This window comes from Leadbetterella byssophila DSM 17132 (assembly GCF_000166395.1).
GTDB lineage: Bacteria > Bacteroidota > Bacteroidia > Cytophagales > Spirosomataceae > Leadbetterella > Leadbetterella byssophila.
In genome coordinates, this window is sequence record NC_014655.1 from 548,020 (window position 1) to 566,838 (window position 18,819).

General features: G+C 40.8%; 17 protein-coding genes and 1 pseudogene. 9 read left to right on the top strand and 9 right to left on the bottom strand.

From position 1 onward, the window contains the following. Positions 1–2 precede the first annotated feature (2 nt). Genes LBYS_RS02515 through LBYS_RS18090 form a run of 3 tightly spaced genes read left to right on the top strand, consistent with a single transcriptional unit; the run spans position 3 to position 4,718 of the window. On the top strand, positions 3–356 hold the full coding sequence (locus LBYS_RS02515) for a response regulator transcription factor (protein WP_013407332.1): 354 nt from the start codon (positions 3–5) through the stop codon (positions 354–356). A 2-nt stretch (positions 357–358) separates the two neighbouring features. After that, positions 359–1,411, top strand: a complete 1,053-nt coding sequence (locus LBYS_RS02520; RefSeq protein ID WP_013407333.1) for a HEAT repeat domain-containing protein — start codon at positions 359–361, stop codon at positions 1,409–1,411. Beyond that, complete coding sequence (locus tag LBYS_RS18090; protein WP_013407334.1) at positions 1,389–4,718, top strand: sulfatase-like hydrolase/transferase; 3,330 nt, start codon at positions 1,389–1,391, stop codon at positions 4,716–4,718. Before LBYS_RS02520 ends, LBYS_RS18090 begins: the two co-directional genes overlap by 23 nt. On the opposite strand, the gene LBYS_RS02530 is transcribed toward LBYS_RS18090, so the two are convergent. The 5 genes from LBYS_RS02530 to LBYS_RS02550 form a co-directional block, all read right to left on the bottom strand. Beyond that, positions 4,702–5,925: a YaiO family outer membrane beta-barrel protein gene (locus LBYS_RS02530; protein WP_013407335.1), complete on the bottom strand. Its 1,224-nt coding sequence runs from the start codon at positions 5,923–5,925 to the stop codon at positions 4,702–4,704. The two genes, LBYS_RS18090 and LBYS_RS02530, sit on opposite strands and share 17 nt — an antisense overlap. A 52-nt stretch (positions 5,926–5,977) precedes the next feature. Further along, the gene (locus LBYS_RS02535) at positions 5,978–6,847 is read right to left on the bottom strand and encodes a TIGR01777 family oxidoreductase (protein WP_013407336.1); all 870 of its coding nucleotides are present in this window, start codon (positions 6,845–6,847) and stop codon (positions 5,978–5,980) included. Between the two features lie 45 nt (positions 6,848–6,892). Further along, positions 6,893–7,291: an NAD(+)--rifampin ADP-ribosyltransferase gene (gene arr, locus LBYS_RS02540; protein WP_374750224.1), complete on the bottom strand. Its 399-nt coding sequence runs from the start codon at positions 7,289–7,291 to the stop codon at positions 6,893–6,895. A gap of 71 nt (positions 7,292–7,362) precedes the next feature. Then, the gene (locus LBYS_RS18935) at positions 7,363–7,641 is read right to left on the bottom strand and encodes a hypothetical protein (RefSeq protein ID WP_148225750.1); all 279 of its coding nucleotides are present in this window, start codon (positions 7,639–7,641) and stop codon (positions 7,363–7,365) included. A 151-nt stretch (positions 7,642–7,792) separates the two neighbouring features. Continuing rightward, on the bottom strand, positions 7,793–9,022 hold the full coding sequence (locus LBYS_RS02550) for an Hsp70 family protein (protein ID WP_013407338.1): 1,230 nt from the start codon (positions 9,020–9,022) through the stop codon (positions 7,793–7,795). Positions 9,023–9,201: 179 nt separating this feature from the next. Here LBYS_RS02550 and LBYS_RS19840 point away from each other — a divergent pair. Further along, positions 9,202–9,629, top strand: a pseudogene (locus LBYS_RS19840) (DUF7010 family protein). On the opposite strand, the gene LBYS_RS02560 reads toward LBYS_RS19840, so the two are convergent. Together LBYS_RS02560 and LBYS_RS02565 are read right to left on the bottom strand one after the other, a co-directional pair. Beyond that, positions 9,626–10,015, bottom strand: a complete 390-nt coding sequence (locus LBYS_RS02560) for a DUF4345 domain-containing protein (RefSeq protein ID WP_013407339.1) — start codon at positions 10,013–10,015, stop codon at positions 9,626–9,628. The pseudogene LBYS_RS19840 and the gene LBYS_RS02560 sit on opposite strands and share 4 nt — an antisense overlap. A 63-nt stretch (positions 10,016–10,078) precedes the next feature. Continuing rightward, positions 10,079–10,669, bottom strand: a complete 591-nt coding sequence (locus LBYS_RS02565) for a Crp/Fnr family transcriptional regulator (RefSeq protein WP_013407340.1) — start codon at positions 10,667–10,669, stop codon at positions 10,079–10,081. 54 nt (positions 10,670–10,723) lie between these two features. Here LBYS_RS02565 and LBYS_RS02570 point away from each other — a divergent pair, with 54 nt between their 5' ends. After that, complete coding sequence (locus LBYS_RS02570) at positions 10,724–11,242, top strand: DinB family protein (protein WP_013407341.1); 519 nt, start codon at positions 10,724–10,726, stop codon at positions 11,240–11,242. Here the strand turns inward: LBYS_RS02570 and LBYS_RS02575 are convergent. Beyond that, the gene (locus LBYS_RS02575; protein ID WP_187287916.1) at positions 11,239–11,823 is read right to left on the bottom strand and encodes a YceI family protein; all 585 of its coding nucleotides are present in this window, start codon (positions 11,821–11,823) and stop codon (positions 11,239–11,241) included. The genes LBYS_RS02570 and LBYS_RS02575 overlap by 4 nt on opposite strands. A 156-nt stretch (positions 11,824–11,979) precedes the next feature. On the opposite strand from LBYS_RS02575, the gene LBYS_RS02580 reads away from it, so the two are divergent. The 4 genes from LBYS_RS02580 to LBYS_RS02595 all read left to right on the top strand — a co-directional run bounded on the left by LBYS_RS02580 (position 11,980) and on the right by LBYS_RS02595 (position 17,133). Further along, positions 11,980–12,282 (top strand): hypothetical protein, encoded by a 303-nt coding sequence (locus LBYS_RS02580; protein WP_013407343.1) that lies wholly within the window; start codon positions 11,980–11,982, stop codon positions 12,280–12,282. Positions 12,283–12,446: 164 nt separating this feature from the next. Further along, complete coding sequence (locus LBYS_RS02585) at positions 12,447–14,669, top strand: glycosyltransferase family 4 protein (RefSeq protein WP_013407344.1); 2,223 nt, start codon at positions 12,447–12,449, stop codon at positions 14,667–14,669. Positions 14,670–14,671: 2 nt separating this feature from the next. Continuing rightward, positions 14,672–16,105, top strand: coding sequence for a glycoside hydrolase family 130 protein (locus LBYS_RS02590; protein ID WP_013407345.1), 1,434 nt, complete (start codon positions 14,672–14,674; stop codon positions 16,103–16,105). Continuing rightward, complete coding sequence (locus tag LBYS_RS02595) at positions 16,102–17,133, top strand: glycosyltransferase family 4 protein (RefSeq protein ID WP_013407346.1); 1,032 nt, start codon at positions 16,102–16,104, stop codon at positions 17,131–17,133. Before LBYS_RS02590 ends, LBYS_RS02595 begins: the two co-directional genes overlap by 4 nt. A 515-nt stretch (positions 17,134–17,648) precedes the next feature. Here the strand turns inward: LBYS_RS02595 and LBYS_RS02600 are convergent. Continuing rightward, positions 17,649–18,767 carry a hypothetical protein gene (locus LBYS_RS02600; protein ID WP_013407347.1) on the bottom strand — a complete coding sequence of 373 codons (1,119 nt, stop codon included), beginning with the start codon at positions 18,765–18,767 and terminating at the stop codon, positions 17,649–17,651. Positions 18,768–18,819 lie beyond the last annotated feature (52 nt).

The following is an 18,819-nucleotide window of genomic DNA, read 5'->3' on the forward strand; positions in this document are numbered from 1 at the left end:
TCATGCTCATTTTAGTAGCGGAAGACGACGAACTTATCTTAAAGACCGTCGAATTCAAATTAAAAAAAGAAGGCCATGAAGTTATGCTTACCCGAAACGGAAAAGATGCTATAGATGCCGTCAAGGTATTGGACTTTGATTTGGTGATCACGGACATCATGATGCCTTTTGCTTCAGGAATAGAGATCCTTTCTGCCCTACGATCTATAGGGAAAGATACCCCTGTTATTGTGCTCTCCAGTTTAGGTCAAGAGGAAGTCGTTACGGAGGCATTTGACATGGGAGCAGCTGATTTTATGGTAAAACCTTTCAGTCCGAATGAATTAATGCTAAGGATTAAGCGCTTAGTTCGGTAACAATGGATATTTTTACCCTAAGGAACCTCTATATAGCTTTAATAGTAGTTTTAGCTCTCGTACTCGTATTGAGTGTGGTGGTCTTGGCTATTAGCTTTTTCAAGTACAACCGAATCATAAACCGGAAAAGATGGAGGGTGAAAATTGACGAAATTATTTCCAAAGCCATCGTTACTAGTGAAATAGAAATAGATGAAGTGATTTGCGAAAGCAGACCGCTGAGGAATCAATTCCTTTCGGCCCTGGTGGATGCCAGTAGGCGCTTTAGCGGTCATGCACGAGAGGAAATCGCCGCCCTTTTTCAGGCTTACGATCTAAAGGAAGAAGTGCTGGGGAAATTAAAAGACAGAAGGACGCATTGGATAGCAGGTGGAATTCAGGAGGCTGCTGTGATGGAACTAGAGGATTTGGTGCCAACTATTCATGATTTACTTTCTCATCCTTCTCCTATAGTATATCAGGAAGCTCAATTTGCCATCGTTTCCTTCCAGGGCTTTGACGGTCTGGACTTTTTGGATGATCTCAGCTTTCCCTTGTCGGAATGGCAGAACCTTCGTCTGCTCTCTATCATCAAAAAGATCCCTGAAAACGGAGAGGAAAAACTTCGATTTTGGCTAAAAAGCCCTAATCCTACTGTAGTCATTTTCGTGATGAGGTTAATCGCTAAGATGCAATTATTATCCCTCTATGATGAAGTAGAAGCAGTGGAGGGTGAAGATAGGGTGAAAATTCAGCAGGTAAAAACGCTGGAGGCCTTAGAGAATGAGAAAACAGTGCCGTCATTTATGGAGAGATTCCCTGATGAATCAGAGGAGGTCCAAAAGGCCATTTTGCAGGCCTTGAAATATTCCAGACATCCGGAGGCTGTGCATTTTTTATCTTTACAGCTCAAGAATCACGAGCAGGGAGCCATTAGAATGCAAGCGGCTGAGGCTCTCCACCATTTGGGCAAGATTGATGAAATGAAAGCCCTCTTGACTGAAGGAGACCCCGTTTTAAAACAAATCATATACCACGTATTAAGAGAAAAAGATGCTAGCGCAAACGATATATGAAGTCAGCATTTGGGTCTTCTTGATCTATTCCATCCTGATCTTTATTATCTACGGGTGGATAGGTTATTATGCTTTTGGTGCGCTTAAACTGTATAAGCAGAGAAATCTCTTTACGGATTATAACCTGGTGGCTTCAAATCCCAATGCTCCACGTTTCTCTATAGTGGCACCGGCATACAATGAGGGGAAGACCATAGTGGAAAACGTAAGGTCTTTGCTTTCTCTATTCTACAATAATCTGGAAATCATTATTGTGAATGATGGAAGTAAGGATGATTCCATTGACCGACTCATAGCAGCTTATGACTTGGAAGCCACTTCTTTCTTCGTGCAGGGACATCTTCCTACCCAAGACATCAAAGCCGTTTACCGTAGTAAAAATTTGGCCTTTAAAAAGCTTGTGGTGGTAGATAAAGTGAACGGAGGGAAAGCTGACGCACTGAACGCCGGAATAAATGTTTCCAGTGGAGATTATCTGGTTTGTATAGATGTAGACTGTATTCTGGAACAAGATGCCATTTTGAAACTCGCTAAGCCTTTCCTTGAACAAACGGATAAAAAGGTTATTGCCTGCGGAGGGGTGATCCGACTAGCCAATAATTGTATTGTAGAAAACGGTAAGGTAGTAGACGTCAACTTGCCCAAAACCTGGCTAGGTAAAAGTCAAGCTTTAGAATATATACGTGCTTTTGTATTAGGTAGAATGGCCTGGTCAAGAGCTTCTGCACTTATTCTTATTTCCGGTGCCTTTGGAGCATTTGACCGTAAGATTGTTTTAGAATGTGGAGGATATGATCCGGAAACCGTGGGGGAGGACATGGAATTAGTGGTCAGAATGCGCCGCTATATGGAGGAGAAGAATGAGCCATACAAAGTGGTAAATATACCTGATCCTCTATGCTGGACAGAGGTACCGGAAAAAGAGGAGGTTTTAAAGCGACAAAGAAACCGCTGGATGAGGGGAACCATGGAGACTCTTTGGAAACATAGGAAGCTCATTTTTAATCCTAAATATGGTAAATTAGGGATGATGAGTATGCCGTATTGGCTGTTCTTTGAGTTTTTAGGACCTATAGTGGAAAGCCTTGGATATGTCTTCTTTGCCATGCTATGGATCTTTGGCTTGATTAACTGGCAGTTCTTCCTGGCCTTGTACGGTTTGGTCATCTGTACCGGCATAACCTATTCCGTTTATGGAATACTGGTAGACTTAGCCAGTCACCAGGTTTATACCAAAAGGAAGGATTTCTGGAAACTCATAGCTACGGCTAATTTAGAACCCTTGTATTTCCATCCCTTGGTAGTGAGGGCCAGTGTAAGTGGTGTTCTGGATTATTTCCGCAACAAACAAGGGTGGGGAGAGATGACCCGACAAGGCTTCCGTAAGGGAGAAGAGGATTTACCACTCTGGAAATGGGTTTTGAATAGTTTGGAGCGAAGTTTCATGGCTTGGTTTTGGCCTTCCATGGCGTTTATTGGCATAACTTGTATCCTAGCAGGAGTGGAAGCATTCTGGTATAGATATCAGGAGATTGAATTTGATGGTATCAGTTTGTTCCGAAATAACCTGGAAATCGCCTTTCAATGTGTCATGTTTGGAGCGGTTTTCTATCTCCTGTTGAGATTATTGAATGTACGTAGAGGACAAATCTTCTTGGTCATCTATTATACCTTTCTCTCCGTACTGTATTTTGTACTGTTCCTGTATTTTTCTGAAGGTAAAAGTCTTCTAGGTGCTGACGCCTTTATCTATTCGAAAGAAGAGGTGTGGCAGATTGTGAAAAGCTCCGGCGTGATGAATCCTCTAAACATAGGTATACTGGTGTTTATGATAAGTGCAGTAGCCTGTTTGATCTACGTTTCTTTATTCCAAAAGACCCGCTCTTGGATTCCTGGCTTTGTACTCTTTTTAGTGGGTTTCATGTTATGGGGAGTAAATTTCGAAAGTGAACACGAGAGTGAAATGACGCGAATGTCTTCCAGTTCCAAATGGGCCTTTTTCTTCGAAGCAAATTATAAGCATTTGAAGGATAAGTGGTGGCCTGAAAACGAATTAGCTAACGCAGAATTTCCTTTTTTACACCAGAAGAATACTACTAACTTCTTAAAGGAATACCTGAATTCAAGTGCAGAGAAACCTAATATCGTGCTGATTATCGTGGAGGGTCTGGGCTCAGCCTATACTAGATCTGAGGGATATATAGGTAATTTCACTCCGTTTTTTGATTCTTTGACTACTCAATCTCTGTATTGGAAAAATGCCTTAAGTAGTAGTGGTAGGACCTTTGCAGCCTTGCCTACGTTAACGGGATCACTGCCTTTTGCTCAGTCGGGATTTCTTGAATTAAATGAATACCCGTCTCATTTCTCGCTTTGGAATATATTAAAGAAGAATGGATATCAAACCGGCTTTTTCTATGGCGGGCATGCCAGCTTTGACCGTATGAAAGATTTCTTGGTATTTAATGAAGTAGATCAGATCATTGAGAGAAATAATTTCCCGGACGGATACCGACTTTTGCCTAATAATAATGGGGAGACTTGGGGGTACGAAGATGCTTCGGTCTTAAGTGTTCTTTCTCAAGCTGAAAGTTCAAAACCCTATTTTCACGTGGCTCTCACTCTTTCCACTCATAATCCATTTATCATTAACGATAAATCTGTCTACGAAGAGAAGTTTGAGCAGCGTGTGAAAGAATTGAAATATGAAGGAGCAAAATTAAAGCAAGTACGCGACCAGAAAAAAGCACTGACTACAGTTCTGGAGCTGGATGACAATCTCCGTCATTTTATGCAAGTTTATTCCCAAAGGGATGACTTCCACCGTACCATTTTTATTATTACCGGAGACCATGCCATGCCTGAGATTCCCTTTGAAACGAAATTAGATAGGTATAGAGTACCTTTACTGATCTATTCTCCTTTGATTAAAACTCCTAGGACCTTTAAGCAGATGGTATCCCATTTTGATCTCGTTCCTAGTTTGTTGTCCTATTTAGAAAACGCGAATAACTTAATAGTTCCTCAGCAAGTAACGTGGATTGGAGAGGGTTTACAAGGGAGCAAGGCCTATCCTTTGATGCAATCCAAAACCTTGCTTCAGGAATATATCACTCCAAAGTATCATTGGGTAGGTGGAGAGACCTATGTGATAAGTGCAGATTTACAAGAAGAGAGGGTGCCTGAAGATAGGGATGGACTTGGAGAGAAATTCAAGCTATTTAAACAAAGGAATCAGACACTGATTCAAGGTAAACCTTTGATGCCTGATTCCGTATATACTAATTTTCTTAGAAGGTTCGATTAAATCCTAAAGTTAAATCGTATTGGTTACCTCTGGTTTCTCGTTGATATTCTTGATTAAAGTAAGTGCCCTGAATCCAAAATATATTACGTTTACCAAGGGTGAAATTGTAGTCGAGACCTATTTTGTAGGTTTTCATCTTATAAATCTGAGGTTCCAATAGATTACTCCTGTTTTCATCCGGACTAATACCTGTACCTATCTGGAAGCCTAAATAATCATTAGCTCCTTTGGTATAGTATCTAACCGTTCCTGTATAAGAATGGGATAGATTGCTATTTCCAGGCGTTAAGTAGGTTCTCAGATTAAACCAAAGATTCTGATAGTACTTGCCCACGGAAGCGGTGTACATCCATACGTCATCGTTAAAATGCAGCTGCCTATAACCTATCTCCCCTTCGAAACTCTGAGGAAGGTTAGCATAAAGAGAAACACCTGTACGATACTTAGGGAAAATGCCTACTTGATTAGAGTACCCTACTCCGGTATACAAATAGAACATTTTAGATAGGCGTGGGTAGCCTTCCACTTCAAACTGAATCCCATTATCTCCGAATTTCTGAGCCAGATTTGTGCGGAAAATAAAGGAACCTATGGAGGTAGCCCGTCTATAACTTAGACCTACAATATGCCAGTTGTCTGCAAACTGTTTATCAAAGTGCACGAAGTTATACGTTACTCCTATTGCATTTTTTGCCGTTAAATCTCTAATTCTGACCAATAATTCCCTCCCTTCTGTATGTTTAGGGTTTTGGCTTAATAAGGTATTTAGACTTTCTTCCGCCTTTTCATATTGGTCCAAAGAATTATATATTCTTGCTTGTAAGTACAAAAGATCTTCACTTTTTGGATTAAATTCTAATCCTTGTTGCAGAATCTCTAATGCACGGTCCTCTTCGTCATTCCAATATTCCAATGAGGCATAGGCCAAATAGAAGTCCTCAGTATCTACCTTCTTTTCAAACCAAGGTTTGAAGACATTTCTCGCTTCTTCCACTTGATCTGACCAAGTATAAATCCTTCCCAGGAAGATGTGTAAATCCAGATAATCCGGGGACTTTTCTATGGCTTGTTTCAAGGTCTTGATGGCTTCAGGATAGTTTTTTTGATCAAATGCCTGAGTCTTTGCCTGAGCTAATAAATCATCACTACTCTGCCCAAACGTATAAGTGGAAAGAGTAAGGAGGAATAGGGTTATTAATCGTTTCATTCCAATCGTAATCTGATGGGAAAGTTACGAAAAAAATGAGCTGTTTAAGTTACTATTTCTGCAATATCTGACGAGGATCAGCATATGCAAAGGGGAAATTTAAGTTTTTTAGAATCTCCGGTTTAGCCTCTATGCTGTCTAACAGAAGGGTAGCCCTTTGACCCAAGATTCCTTTGACCACAAAACTAGGAGCAGGAGGAAGCAAAGTATATTTACCTTCTTGTAGCACTGTAGCAAATTCTCTCATTTCCATAATTTGAGGCGAGCAGGCATTTATAGCCTTGTTTTGCGGATTTTCTAGTAGGAACAAAAAGATGGAAGCCAGATCCTGAACATGAATCCAAGAGAGCTTCTGATTCCCCCTTCCTACAGATAGGTTGATTCCTAACCTAGCTAAGGGCAACAGTTTTCGAATTATGGGTGCATCAGGGCTTAGAACCAGACCAAATCTTAAAATATCCGTTATCACTCCTTTTCCCCTCCATTCCTTAGCTGCATTTTCCCATTGTACACAGACATTACTTAGAAAGCCCTGACCCGGGAGGCTGCTTTCATCATGTTTACCTTCGGGGTAATAGCCCACGGCAGAACTAGAAATGATATGTCTAACCCCCGCTGCCAGTGCCGGAGTGAGTAAGCTTTTCAAAGGTAGGATTCTGCTGTGTAGAATTTCCGTTTTACGAAGATCCGTCCATCTTTTCTCCGCTAAAGGAGTACCACATAGATTAATAAGAGTAGTGACCCCTTTGAAAGCCTGAGCAGGGGCTTGGAAGTCTTTCCATACGAAGTACCTGATTTGAGGATGATCAGACGTTTGAGGTTTACGGGTCAAGATATGCACCTGATATCCGGCATTTATCAGTGCAGAAATCAGATGAGTACCCACATAACCGGTACCTCCGGAGATTAAAATTGTTTTCATCTTTGTTGTGTGGGATATTAACGAAAAATGGTGTAAAATCGTATTCTACAAGATATCATCGTCTGTCTTAGAGGATATGGTCGCTTTCATGGCTTGGACTTGCTCAGCAGGATGAGGTAGCCAATCCCCCACTTCCCCAACTACAAGAAAAGGGGATGTAGACCTGTATGAAAGGGTGGGATTTCCAGAGAATCTCTTGTTGGTGACATTAGGATCATCTTCCAGTTCTCCCGTAGCTTCCACCAAATAGATTCTTTCTTTTCCCTCTCCTTTGGCTAACTCCGCTCCCCAGATGGCCGCATCTAATGTTCCCGAAAGGTAGATATAACTTGCTTCTTTACCCGTTCCATAATTGGAGTTATGGCCTGGCGTAATGTAGTCTCCAATACTTAATTGTGCTTTTGTCCCGTGAAAGTAGGTGGGTTCCAATGGAGTTGCATTCATTTTGGTAAGGATTTTCTTCCCAGCCATGGTCCTTTGCCTTATAGGAAATCCAAGGCCTTCTCTAGGTTTTTTTATACGCTGGCTGGAGTCTTTGAACTTTGAAAATATTTATAGAATTCTTTTTGAAGCGATGGCGCTAGACGGTAAAATGTTTCTAAATCTTCAGGATACAGGCTTAAAAGTTCTAACCAGGGTTCAAAAGGCTGGACGGTTCGCTTATCGTGATCTTCGGTGAGTGAAATTTCCAGTTTTTTACCTATACGTTTAGGAGAATGGTCTAATATTCGATGATTAAGTGGCCAATCCCCTTTGTAGCCTACTAAGGTCTGCCGGAATTCCTTTTCATTCACCTTGCCTTTGACGGGGATAGGGCCTTACCCCATTCGCCAAAGATCTGATTCAGGATATCTTCCGGAATCTCAACGTAAGGATTAATTCCTATGATCTTTAGATCAGCTACATACATATCCTTGCGAAATTAATTGGTTTTTGGATATATTCCTATTCGATATGCAGTAAGTAATGGCTGTAAGCAAGTCCTTGGGTGACGGAAATGAAGTTGTCGCCCGACTGCACCTCTCCAAATTTCTCTTTAAACATCCTTTGAACAGCTGGAACTAGGGATGTTCCTCCTGTTAAGAACACACTGTCTGCATGATGATCACCTATGAATTGATTCAAATAATTCTGTATCTTTTGTAGGTCTCCCGAAATGATTTCATCGTATTCAGATGACCTAATGGGCTCTTTTATTCCAGAAGGTTCAAAGTCAAAAGTGGTGGACGTGTTCTGTGATAGATCCACCTTTACTCTCTCTATTTCCCTGAAAATGCTATAGCCCAAATTACCTTCAATCAGGTCTATAAGATTTTTTAGTTTGGGATGGTTCTTGGATTGAAAATAGTAACGCTTCAGATCTTGTAAAACCTTGGTACTGTTGAAGAATATCATCTTTTCCCATGTGGTAATGTTGAGGAAAAGCGATAAAGGCAAGTCTAACCACTGTTCCGGACGTGTGCTGTATTTCACTCCTCGTCCGAAATGCGGGGTGCCTTTCTCCCACATGAAAGCTGAATCAAAGGCATCTCCCCCCAGGTAGATACCTCCTGTGCTGATGATATCCTGACGTCTGTCTAACTGATCGTGTTTGGCCGGATCCAGTGAAATAAGGGTGAAGTCTGTAGTCCCCCCGCCTAAGTCGGCTACCAGAACCTTTTGAGGCGAGCTTAAAGTTTTCTCATAAGCAAAGGCTGCCGCTATGGGTTCTAACTGAAAATGTATCTTTTGAAATCCTGCTTGTTTCGCTGCTATCTCCAAACGCTTTTGAGCTAAGGTATCTCTATCCTGATCATCGTCGTCAAAGAATACCGGTCGGCCCAGGATAACTTGGTCTACGTTTGTTCCCACAAAATCATCTGCTTGTGCTTTTAATTTCTTTAGTATGAGGCTAACCAGGTCTGAAAGATCATATCTAACTCCGTTTATGAGCGTATGCTGGAAACTTTTGTTAGAGAGTACTCTTTTGATGGATTTTATGAATCTACCTTTCATCCCATCACCTACATAGCTTTCTACGGCTTCATTTCCCACCAATACCCTTTTTTCTCCTTTTGGAAAATATAGAACAGAAGGTAAAATAAAGGTCTTAATGATTTGATGAGATTGCAGATCTAATATAGATAGTGCGGAATTAGAGGTACCAAAGTCTACCCCGTAAAGGAAATTTTGCATACAGAATTTTTGAGGGGTGCAAAATTAGTGAAGTTTTCCCGTTGGCACTTCGGATTTGGAACATTAATATTGCGCACCAAACCTTATACCATTATTATGAAAGATTTAATTAGCCTCAGAGAAGATTTATCAGTTCGTTGTAAAAACGGCATAGATTTCATTAGCTCAGCTGGGCTGTCATTACCTTTATTTGGACCTTAGACCTGAGTGATCAGTACAAGTGCATCTTAACATTTTTCACCAGAGGATTAATGTTTCCTTTGGCTCTACTTTTTTCTAAAGTATATAAGAGGGAATGGAAGATTGCACTTCAACCTTTTGGCCGAACGTTTCCCAACTCTTTTATTTCCCGCTCTTGGTTTATGCCTTTCTGCATGCAAAGGAGCACTTTGTATTCTTTTATATCGTGATTACCGGGGCACATTTTTTTCCTTTTAGTGGGCTATATAAAACACCGTGGTATGCCGTGGTTGCAGGGATATCTGTTGCAAGTGCGACTTTAAGTTACAAATCCTTATCTCCAACTTTTTTGGCAGCCCTTTTTGACATTTGCTTAGTAGTATGGGTGGTTCTTTTGAAAAGGGATGCGAAAGTTAAATCCTCTTAAGCAGAGGATTTAACAGAAGGATATTTAGAAAGAAACAAAGAAAGTATACCAAATGTACTTTCTATTCCTAGCCAGGTGGTGCCAAATTCTCCCAGTGGGCCATGGGATTTCCAGGTCACTACCCTGGCCAGGGCATACAATAGCCAAAATAGCGCCAAGAACCTCAAGGATAGTGCTAGATCCTGTTTCCACAAGTAGCCTAAAACAAAGCATACGAAAAGACCAACACTTCCATACACTCCCCTAATGGAGCTGGCTGCGTCTGGATTGGGAATTTCTAAATGTACTAAATCCATGACCTGCTGAGGACTCCACCAGGCAAGTAGGGCAACATATGCAAGACCTAAAAGACTAATAATAACGATACCGTTTGCAAGTTTTCTCATACTTTTTTTTTAGCAAAAGTATCGCTATTCAGAAGCACAGATCTTGGTGAAAACCAAGATAAATCAGATGCTGACTTTATTCATTAATTTGCTGAAATTCGTAGGGTCAATGCCTAAGTAATTCGCTAAGTAGCGCTGTGGAACCTTGTGCAACATGTGCGGGCTTCTTTGCATAAACCGAATGAATTTTTCTTCTGATTTCAGACTTTGTACCTCCACCATTTTCTCCAATAAGCCTTTGATGTTTTGTGCCAAAGCATTTTGAACAAAACCGCTTAGTGCAGGAATGGTTCTACTTAATTCCAAGAACTTTTGTGCCGGTGCCTTTAAGAAAGTACTGGAGCTTAAGGTTTCAAAGAAATAGCGGGAAGGTGTACCGGTAAGTGCTGCATCAATCACTCCACTAAAGGAATAAGGATAAGAAAAGATAATGGTGGCTTCCTTGCCGTCTTCGTAAGAATGGTAGATGCGTTGAATACCTTCTACGACAAAGTAAATGTAGTTCTCAGGATCTCCCTGCATGGTCAAAAGGGAGCCTTTCGGGTAGGTCTTTTTTGTCCAGATTTCAGAAAAAGTGTCCCATTCTTCTTCTGAGAGTCCCTTCATCATGTTTTTTAGGTTCAGGAATTCTTCTGTAATAGCTATAGTTTTCATAATTGGTGTAAATATACATAGTATTGGTTTATTTTGTAAAAAATGTAGAAAGCTATGCTACTTAACGATCTTGTAAATCAATGGATTGCGCAGAAAGAAAATATTTATTATCTGGTCAATTTGCCTACCCACCTATTGCGGAAAAGGAGGGAAGATGGTGGATGGTCAGCCCTAGAATGTATAGAACATCTTAATATTTATGCACGTATGTATCTGGATTCGGTGGAGGAAGCCATCTCTGCCTCGCCGGATGACGACAACAGTACTTTTAAATCAGGACTACTAGGTGGATATTTTGCCCGCACCATGGCCCCTGCTGGTACGAAAATGAAGACATTTAAATCTACAGATCCGCAGCTTGTTAGCTTCCATCACGATGTGATTGATGAGTTCCAAAAGCACTTGGAGCGCTGGGGCATCCTACTAGAAATGGCTAGACACAAGGATTTAAATAAAAAAAGAGTGGCCATGGTTAAGCTGCCACTCCTTAGGTTTAAATTAGGGGATATGCTGCATATTTTGATCAATCATCAGTCCCGGCATTTGCAGCAAGCCATGCGGGTTGTAGGTTAAGCGTCTTTTGTACCTTTGATATTTAAGTCAATCTCTACTTCCGGTAAGACGTATAGCATTTCATCAGGATCCGTATAACTTACCATTCCGTATTCTGTCCTGTTCAAAGTGAATTGAGCTTTTACTTCGATTTTCTTCTTATCTACTATCACGCGAGCCGGGAAGGTGATCATCTTAGTAGTTCCTAATAAGGTAAATTCTCCGGAAATCAATTGGTTTAATCCTTGAGAATTTTCAGTGTTAGGCACGGAACGGATCAATTTGAAGCTGGCTTTAGGATACTTCAAAGCGTTGAAAAAATCCGGACTTTTTAGATGTTCCAAAAGTTGGATCTTAACATCGCCAGTTAGATCATAATTGTCAATGGATGAGATAGGTATGCTGAATTCCCCTTCCGTCAGATTACCTTCTAAGTCAGCCTTTGCGTAGCCATCTACTTCGAATGAACCGGTGTGCGAATGATCTGTGGTTGAACCTTTCCATAGTACTTTTGCGTTTTCTCCATCGATACGATACGAAGTAATTTTGTCAGAGTCGCTGCAGGATGTTAAAATTAAAGTGATTAAAAATAGCTTTTTCATGGTCATTGTGTTTTGATTTAAGATGCAAATTTACGGAGCTGGAAAAAGGTAATTCTTGGTAAATACCAACATTTGTATATATGCATAAATTCTGTTCCAAATTCATTTGGAATTGTCAAAAAATCTTCGTAATTTTCTTAATGGATTTGAGGTAAAATGCTTCATAATAAGAAACTACTATTAGCTGCCCTTATCTTTTTATCTGCATGGGCTTTTATTAGGTACAGGGAACGACTGACCATAAAGCATGTCAATGAAGATCCCAGAAGTACTGTAGGTGTTTTGGTTAAAAAGTCGGAATATAAATCCTACACCTTCCACGTGAAGTACCTGGTTAATGAACGTTCCTATATACTCAAGGCAAAAGTGCCGCAGTACGTTTATGTAGCACGGAATATGGGGGATACTTTGCCGGTGAAATATTCTAATGCAAAACCAAGGTTTGCCATTTTAGATTGAAGAATCTTCTGTTTTATTTTTGGAACTTATCCTTTTGAAAGGCAATTTTTAGAGGGATTTAAGGTTATATATATACATTATCTGTGGTGAGTACCTGGTTTTTTAGGTACTACGGCATGGGCCCTATACACCGGATTCATTTACCGTAAGTAACTAACCAACCTATGAATAAATTGGCTTTGATAGGCAATTTCCCACCACGAAAATGTGGGATTGCCACCTTTTCAAAAGATCTCTTTGATGGTTTAATCATGAATGGAGTGTCCGTCTCAGTGGTAGCGATCAATGACGGACTCAAAAATTATTCCTATCCTCCGGAAGTAGAATTTGAGATTGAGCAAAACGAGGTAAGTACCTATATCAAGGCTGCTAATTACCTTAATTCGAACAATTTTGATGCCGTTATCCTCCAGCATGAATACGGGATTTTTGGAGGTAGAGACGGAAGGCATATTGTGCAATTGCTCAAGCGACTGCAAATGCCGGTGGTCACTACACTTCACACCATCCTGGACAGACCTACAGAGGGTCAAAGAGATGTACTCCAGGAGATTACCGGGTTATCGCGCAAACTTATCAGTATTTCCCAAAAGGGTATAGAACTCCTGAAAGAGGTGTATGATATTCCTGAAAGTAAATGCGCGCATATCCATCATGGGGTTCATGAAATCCTTACTCAAAATAGGGATCAGGTCAGGAAGAAATTAGGTGTAGAAGACAAAAAAGTACTTCTTACCTTTGGACTTTTATCCAGAAATAAGTCCATTGAAGTGGTCATTAAAGCCCTACCGGAAGTGGTGGAGCGAAATCCTGATGTGATGTATATTGTGTTAGGTGAGACCCATCCGCACGTATTAAAAAGAGAGGGAGAGGATTATAGACATTCTTTGCTACGATTAGTTAGTAAACTAAAACTGGATAAACATGTCATTTTTATCAATAGGTTTACTACGAACAAGGAGCTTTTTGATTTTCTGCAACTCTGTGATATTTATATCATTCCTTATCTAGGAGAAAAGCAGATTTCTTCCGGTACCCTGATCTATACTATGGGAGCCGCCAGACCTATTATTTCCACTCCCTTTTGGTATGCCAAAGAAATGCTGGCTGAGAACAGAGGACTTTTATTTGATTTCAATGATGCTGAGCAATTAAGTCAAAAAATTCTCTATCTATTGGATAATGAGGAGGAGAGAAAGAGCATTGGAGAAAATGCTTTGGCTCTGGCTAAGCAATGTTATTGGCCAAATATAGGTAAGCAATATGTAGAGCTCCTACAAGGTATAAGTTGGGACGATATATCAGCTACTCGTTTCCAGCTTTCAAATGACCTGGAATTCTCTTTGCCTTTGTCGCCGGTAAACCTACATCATCTGAGGGTTCTTACAGATGACACGGGTATTTTCCAGCATGCAAGGTATAGTATCCCGGACAGGACGCACGGGTACTGTGTAGATGATAATGCCAGGGCTCTCATGCTTTCCGTGATGCTGCAAAATGATTTGCAGGATGTGGATGAACTGAATAGATTGACTAGTATATACCTGTCATTTGTGGATTATGCCTATAATGAATCCAATGGTAAGTTTAGAAACTTTATGTCGTATGACCGCAAGTGGCTGGAAGAGGAAGGGTCAGAAGATAGTGTGGGAAGGACCATGTGGGCTTTAGGGTATACGGCAGCACAAACCCGGGTTAGTAATTTCTACCACCATTCGAACAGTCTATTCTTTAGGGGACTTCAGAAAGTAGATTATATCCGTCATCCCAGAGCCTTGGCCTATTTGATACTGGGAATGGTACACCATGCAGAGGCACATGGTGATCCTACTGTTATAGAACAACTCCGTTCAAAACTGGGGCAACTAAATGCCTTTTTTGACCCATGCATAGATAAAGAGTGGTTGTGGTTTGATCCTATAGTAACTTATGCCAATAGTAGAATTCCTCAGGCCCTAATAGCCGGAGGACATTACTTTAAGGACGAAGAGTTGGTAAAACGAGGCTTAAAAATTCTGGATTGGTTGATTGACAAGCAGTTTTCGGAGCATCTATTTTCACCTATAGGAAACCAAGGGTGGCTAACACCTGAAGGCAAAGCCGAGTATGACCAACAGCCACTGGAAGCACACGGTATGATTGATGCCTGTTTACAAGCAGAAATGGTGATGAAAGATGGAAGATATGCTGAATACGCCTTGAAGGCTTTTGCCTGGTTCATGGGAGAGAACAGCAGTAGTGCTGTTTTGTACGATTTTTCAACAGGAGGATGTAGGGACGGTTTACATTCAGAAGGCGCGAATATGAATCAGGGAGCGGAGTCTACCCTTTCATGGATGATGTCCTTGATCAGTATTTCCTATTACCTCCGCCGTAAAAAGCAGTGAATATGAAGAGACTACCTATTAAAATAACCCCATCCCCGACGAGGACGCTGGTGCGTCCTTTTGTCCCGGGGAATATTGCTCAAATCCAGCATATCTTAGAGCGCATCTTTTCTACTCCTCCGGAAGATCAAGAGAGGGTAATGAAAGGGGTCTACGAACGTTTAGACTTGCCCAATGATAGCATTCAAACCATTTTTCTGAGGCATTTTGAATTGATTCAGGGGCATTTGCCTGAAAGTAGAGTATTCTCTGAAGAAGAAAAGATCTTTATTGGCGCTTGTTTTACACAGCAGTACGCCTTAGAATCTACGGCTTTATTCAATCCTTCCATTGTTCCCCATCCGGTTCAGGACAAGGCTGGGGTTACTAAATTCATATTGAGTCTTAGGGCCATAGGGGAGGGCCATATCTCTTCCATCACCTTTATGGAAGGAGAGATTGACAAGGAATTGAATATTAAACTTATTGAAAATTCTCCGGTTATTTATGAATCTCAGAGAAAGGAACATTTGTACGACAAGGAACTTTTCATGCGTAAGGCCGGAGAATTAGGAATACTTTTTGGTGCTGAGCAAATGGTTTTTGAACCCCTGGGTGATCCTTTTACTTTTGAACAATTAGAAGAGGTATTAAATCAAATAAAGGGGTCAAAACCTTTTAAAAGTAGTATCAATATGCGGCGACTCGTAACCGGAATCCGCATGCTGGCTCTCTCTAATTTCACCCTGACTTTTACCACAGATACCATTTCTGAACGGGCTATTTATCCGGCTTCTCCTTCTCAAAGCAACGGACTAGAAGATGCACGCTTCGTGAAATTTACAGAAGATGATGGAAGCAGTATCTATTATGCCACATTTACAGCTTATGACGGGAAGATTATCATGCCGGAGTTACTGGAAACCCATGACTTTATAGAATTTAAAGTATCTACCTTGAATGGAAAAGCTGCTAAAAATAAGGGTATGGCCCTTTTTCCTAGAAAGGTGAATGGGAAATACATGATGTTAGGGCGTCAGGATAATGAATCGCTGTACCTCATGAGTTCTGACAATCCTTACTTTTGGTATGAGTCCCAACCTTTGGTTAAACCTACTTTTGATTGGGAAATGATACAAATTGGGAATTGTGGTTCACCCGTGGAAATTGATGAAGGCTGGTTAGTGATAACGCATGGAGTGGGACCTGTACGCACCTATTCCATTGGTGCGCTACTTTTAGATAAAGATGATCCTTCTAAGATCATTGGACGTTTGAAAGAACCTTTACTTACCCCTAGTAAGCAAGAGCGTTTTGGTTACGTTCCTAATGTCTTCTATTCTTGTGGTGCCATGGCCATTGGTAGGACTTTAGTTTTGCCGTATGCTATAGGAGATGTAGTAACTACCTTCACTTTAGTGGATATTGATCGTTTGATTAAAAGAATGATAGAATGAAAATTGCCATGTTAGCGCCTATAGCCTGGCGTACTCCTCCCCGTCATTATGGTCCTTGGGAACTGGTTACTTCTTTATTGACTGAAGAATTGGTAAAGATGGGATTAGACGTTACCCTTTTTGCCACGGCAGACTCCATTACTAAGGGGAAATTGAGAAGTGTAGCCATGCAGGGGTATGAAGAGGACAGGGAAATGGATGCGAAGGTCTGGGAGTGTTTGCATATAGCACAATGCTTTGAGCAAGCAGATGAATTTGACCTCATTCATAATCATTTTGATTTTTTGTCCTTAACTTATTCCAAATTGGTTAAAACTCCTATGTTAACTACCATACATGGCTTTTCATCTCCTAAGATTTTGGAAGTTTATAAAAAATACAATGCGAATACGCATTATGTGGCTATCAGTGAAGCAAATAAGTCTCCCGAATTAGATTATGTGGAAACCGTTTATCACGGCATAGATCTGAATGATTTCGAGTTTAAGGGAGAGGAAGGTGAGTATTTATTGTTCTACGGAAGAATCCATCCGGATAAAGGCACAAAGGAGGCTGTGGAGATGGCTTTGGCTTTGGACATGCCGCTGATAATAGCTGGTATTATTCAGGATCAGGATTATTATGATCAGTGGGTAAAACCTTTTTTGAAAAAGGGGAAAGTGGAATATGTGGGCAGTATAGGGCCTGAACGACGAAATGAGTGTCTAGGTAATGCTAAAGTTTTGTTGCATCCTATTCATTTTGAGGAACCCTTTGGCTTATCCGTAGTTGAAGCCATGGCTTGTGGTACGCCGGTACTGGCGTTTAATAAGGGTAGTATGCCAGAGCTTATTCATCACGGGGAGAATGGATTTATAGTTCAGGACATGGAAGAGGCCTGCGCCTATATTCCTAAAGTGTCTTCTATTTCAAGGATGAAGTGTAGGGAAATAGTAGAACAAAGGTTTTCAAAGGAAATTATGGCCCAACGGTACTTGGAGGTATACAAAAGATTGATCATTAGACCGGAGAGCGCTGTTGCTGTATAGTGAGTAGATCTGATTTTTCCGGGAAAGGTTTTGGAAATGTCAAAAATTCTTCGTAACTTTATTTATAGGGCTCTCATCAAATGAGGCCCTTTTTTTTGACTTTAAAATGGAGGACAGCTTTTTGGTCATGCAATTATCGAGTGCCATACTTGATGTAGACGCTCTTTTTCCAAATAAAATTCTTCTTATATTACCGTTCTATACGTGTATCTCTCGGACAGAATGGTATCAAGCACTTTTCGTAGTTTTAATAGGGCGCAAAAGATTACAAGGGCCGGTATATCCATTCTCTTAAAGAAGCGAACTGACCGATTTGTTCTTTTTCTACCGCTTGAGTGTAATTAAGTGCGGAAGTAGGAGCTTTAAGTTTGATGGGGATTTTTTACTATTGCTATTTCACCAGATATGTGTTTGATATATGCACCTGCTCTGGTGTAGAGCAGGGCATATGATTTTTTATAGTAATTTATTTTAGTGGGTTGTAGGTTAGTACCGTGTAAAGCAATAAGTAAACATTACCTTTCTATGCTTATCTCTTGGATAGCTTGTGTACCATGGTAAAGAATGTAAGGTCCCGGTTTTAATAATAGAGGGGTAGAGGGTTGAAACACTTCTATGATATCTGCGGGTACACCTTCTGTTTCGCCTTTACGATAGGCGAATATCAATCCCGAAGAAATTTCCCGGCTTAGATAATACTCCTTTTTTTCGGGATAGAGCCAATGCGGTCGTCCTTTTATAGTACGTGTGGCAGGATGAATAACCACCACGTCTGTCTGCGAGGTGTAGCCTTTAAACACCTGCCCATTATGATCCAGCAGTACCTGAGGTTCAGTACCTTTAATGGATTTGAGAAACAAGTGGTTCTTACTAGCATCTGCTCTTTCTAAAAAGAGGGTTTGTTCCACAGTAAAGGGGTCTATGTCAAGATATTCTTTAATTCTTCCGGCCATAGCTTTCTCCCATGCAGGATATTCGTTTTCATAGGCGTGAGCGTACCCACAATGGATGACTACTTTCCCCTCAGAGTGTGCCTCTATAAATTTTTTAATGTTTTGGGCTTGTTCTATTTCTCTTTCCTTTCCGTTTCTTCCTTCCCCTGCTTCATAGCCAAAAAGGGTAAAGCCCAAGTCGAGAGCATGTTTGATCAGGTTCCCGAATTCAGGTTCCTGGGTGTAGAATCCACTCTTCAGTTGTGGATATTTTCTAATGTTTATAGAATCATCTGCCAGCGCTTCGAGTCCAAAATATCTATAACCGTTTGCATAGAGTTCCTTGAGCAATGAGGCGGTAAAGGCTCTATGCTGAGGCATATGGTGGGCCTCGTTAATGATGAGCATAGGTGCGTCTTTCGCTTGTGATAGGATGTACTCTTTAGCGTTCAGCATCCTAGCCGACTGCAAGAATAGACTATCTTCTCTCGTCGAAGGCCGTTTTCCGAATCTTTCCTGTTCCATGGTTTCCAAAAGTTTGGCGTAGTTGCCTATAAAGGAATAGTCGGTTGCAGCCAGTTGATATTTCCAGGGTATGGTGTCCTTTTCCAAGTTTTTCTCGATCTCTATACTGGATTTATAAGGGGATTGAGCCAAGCAGGCGAAAGGGAGAAGAAGGTAAAGAATAATTTGTTTCATCATTTGCTTATCCATTGGTTGCCAAAGATAATCAAACAACTAAGAATTTAGTTAT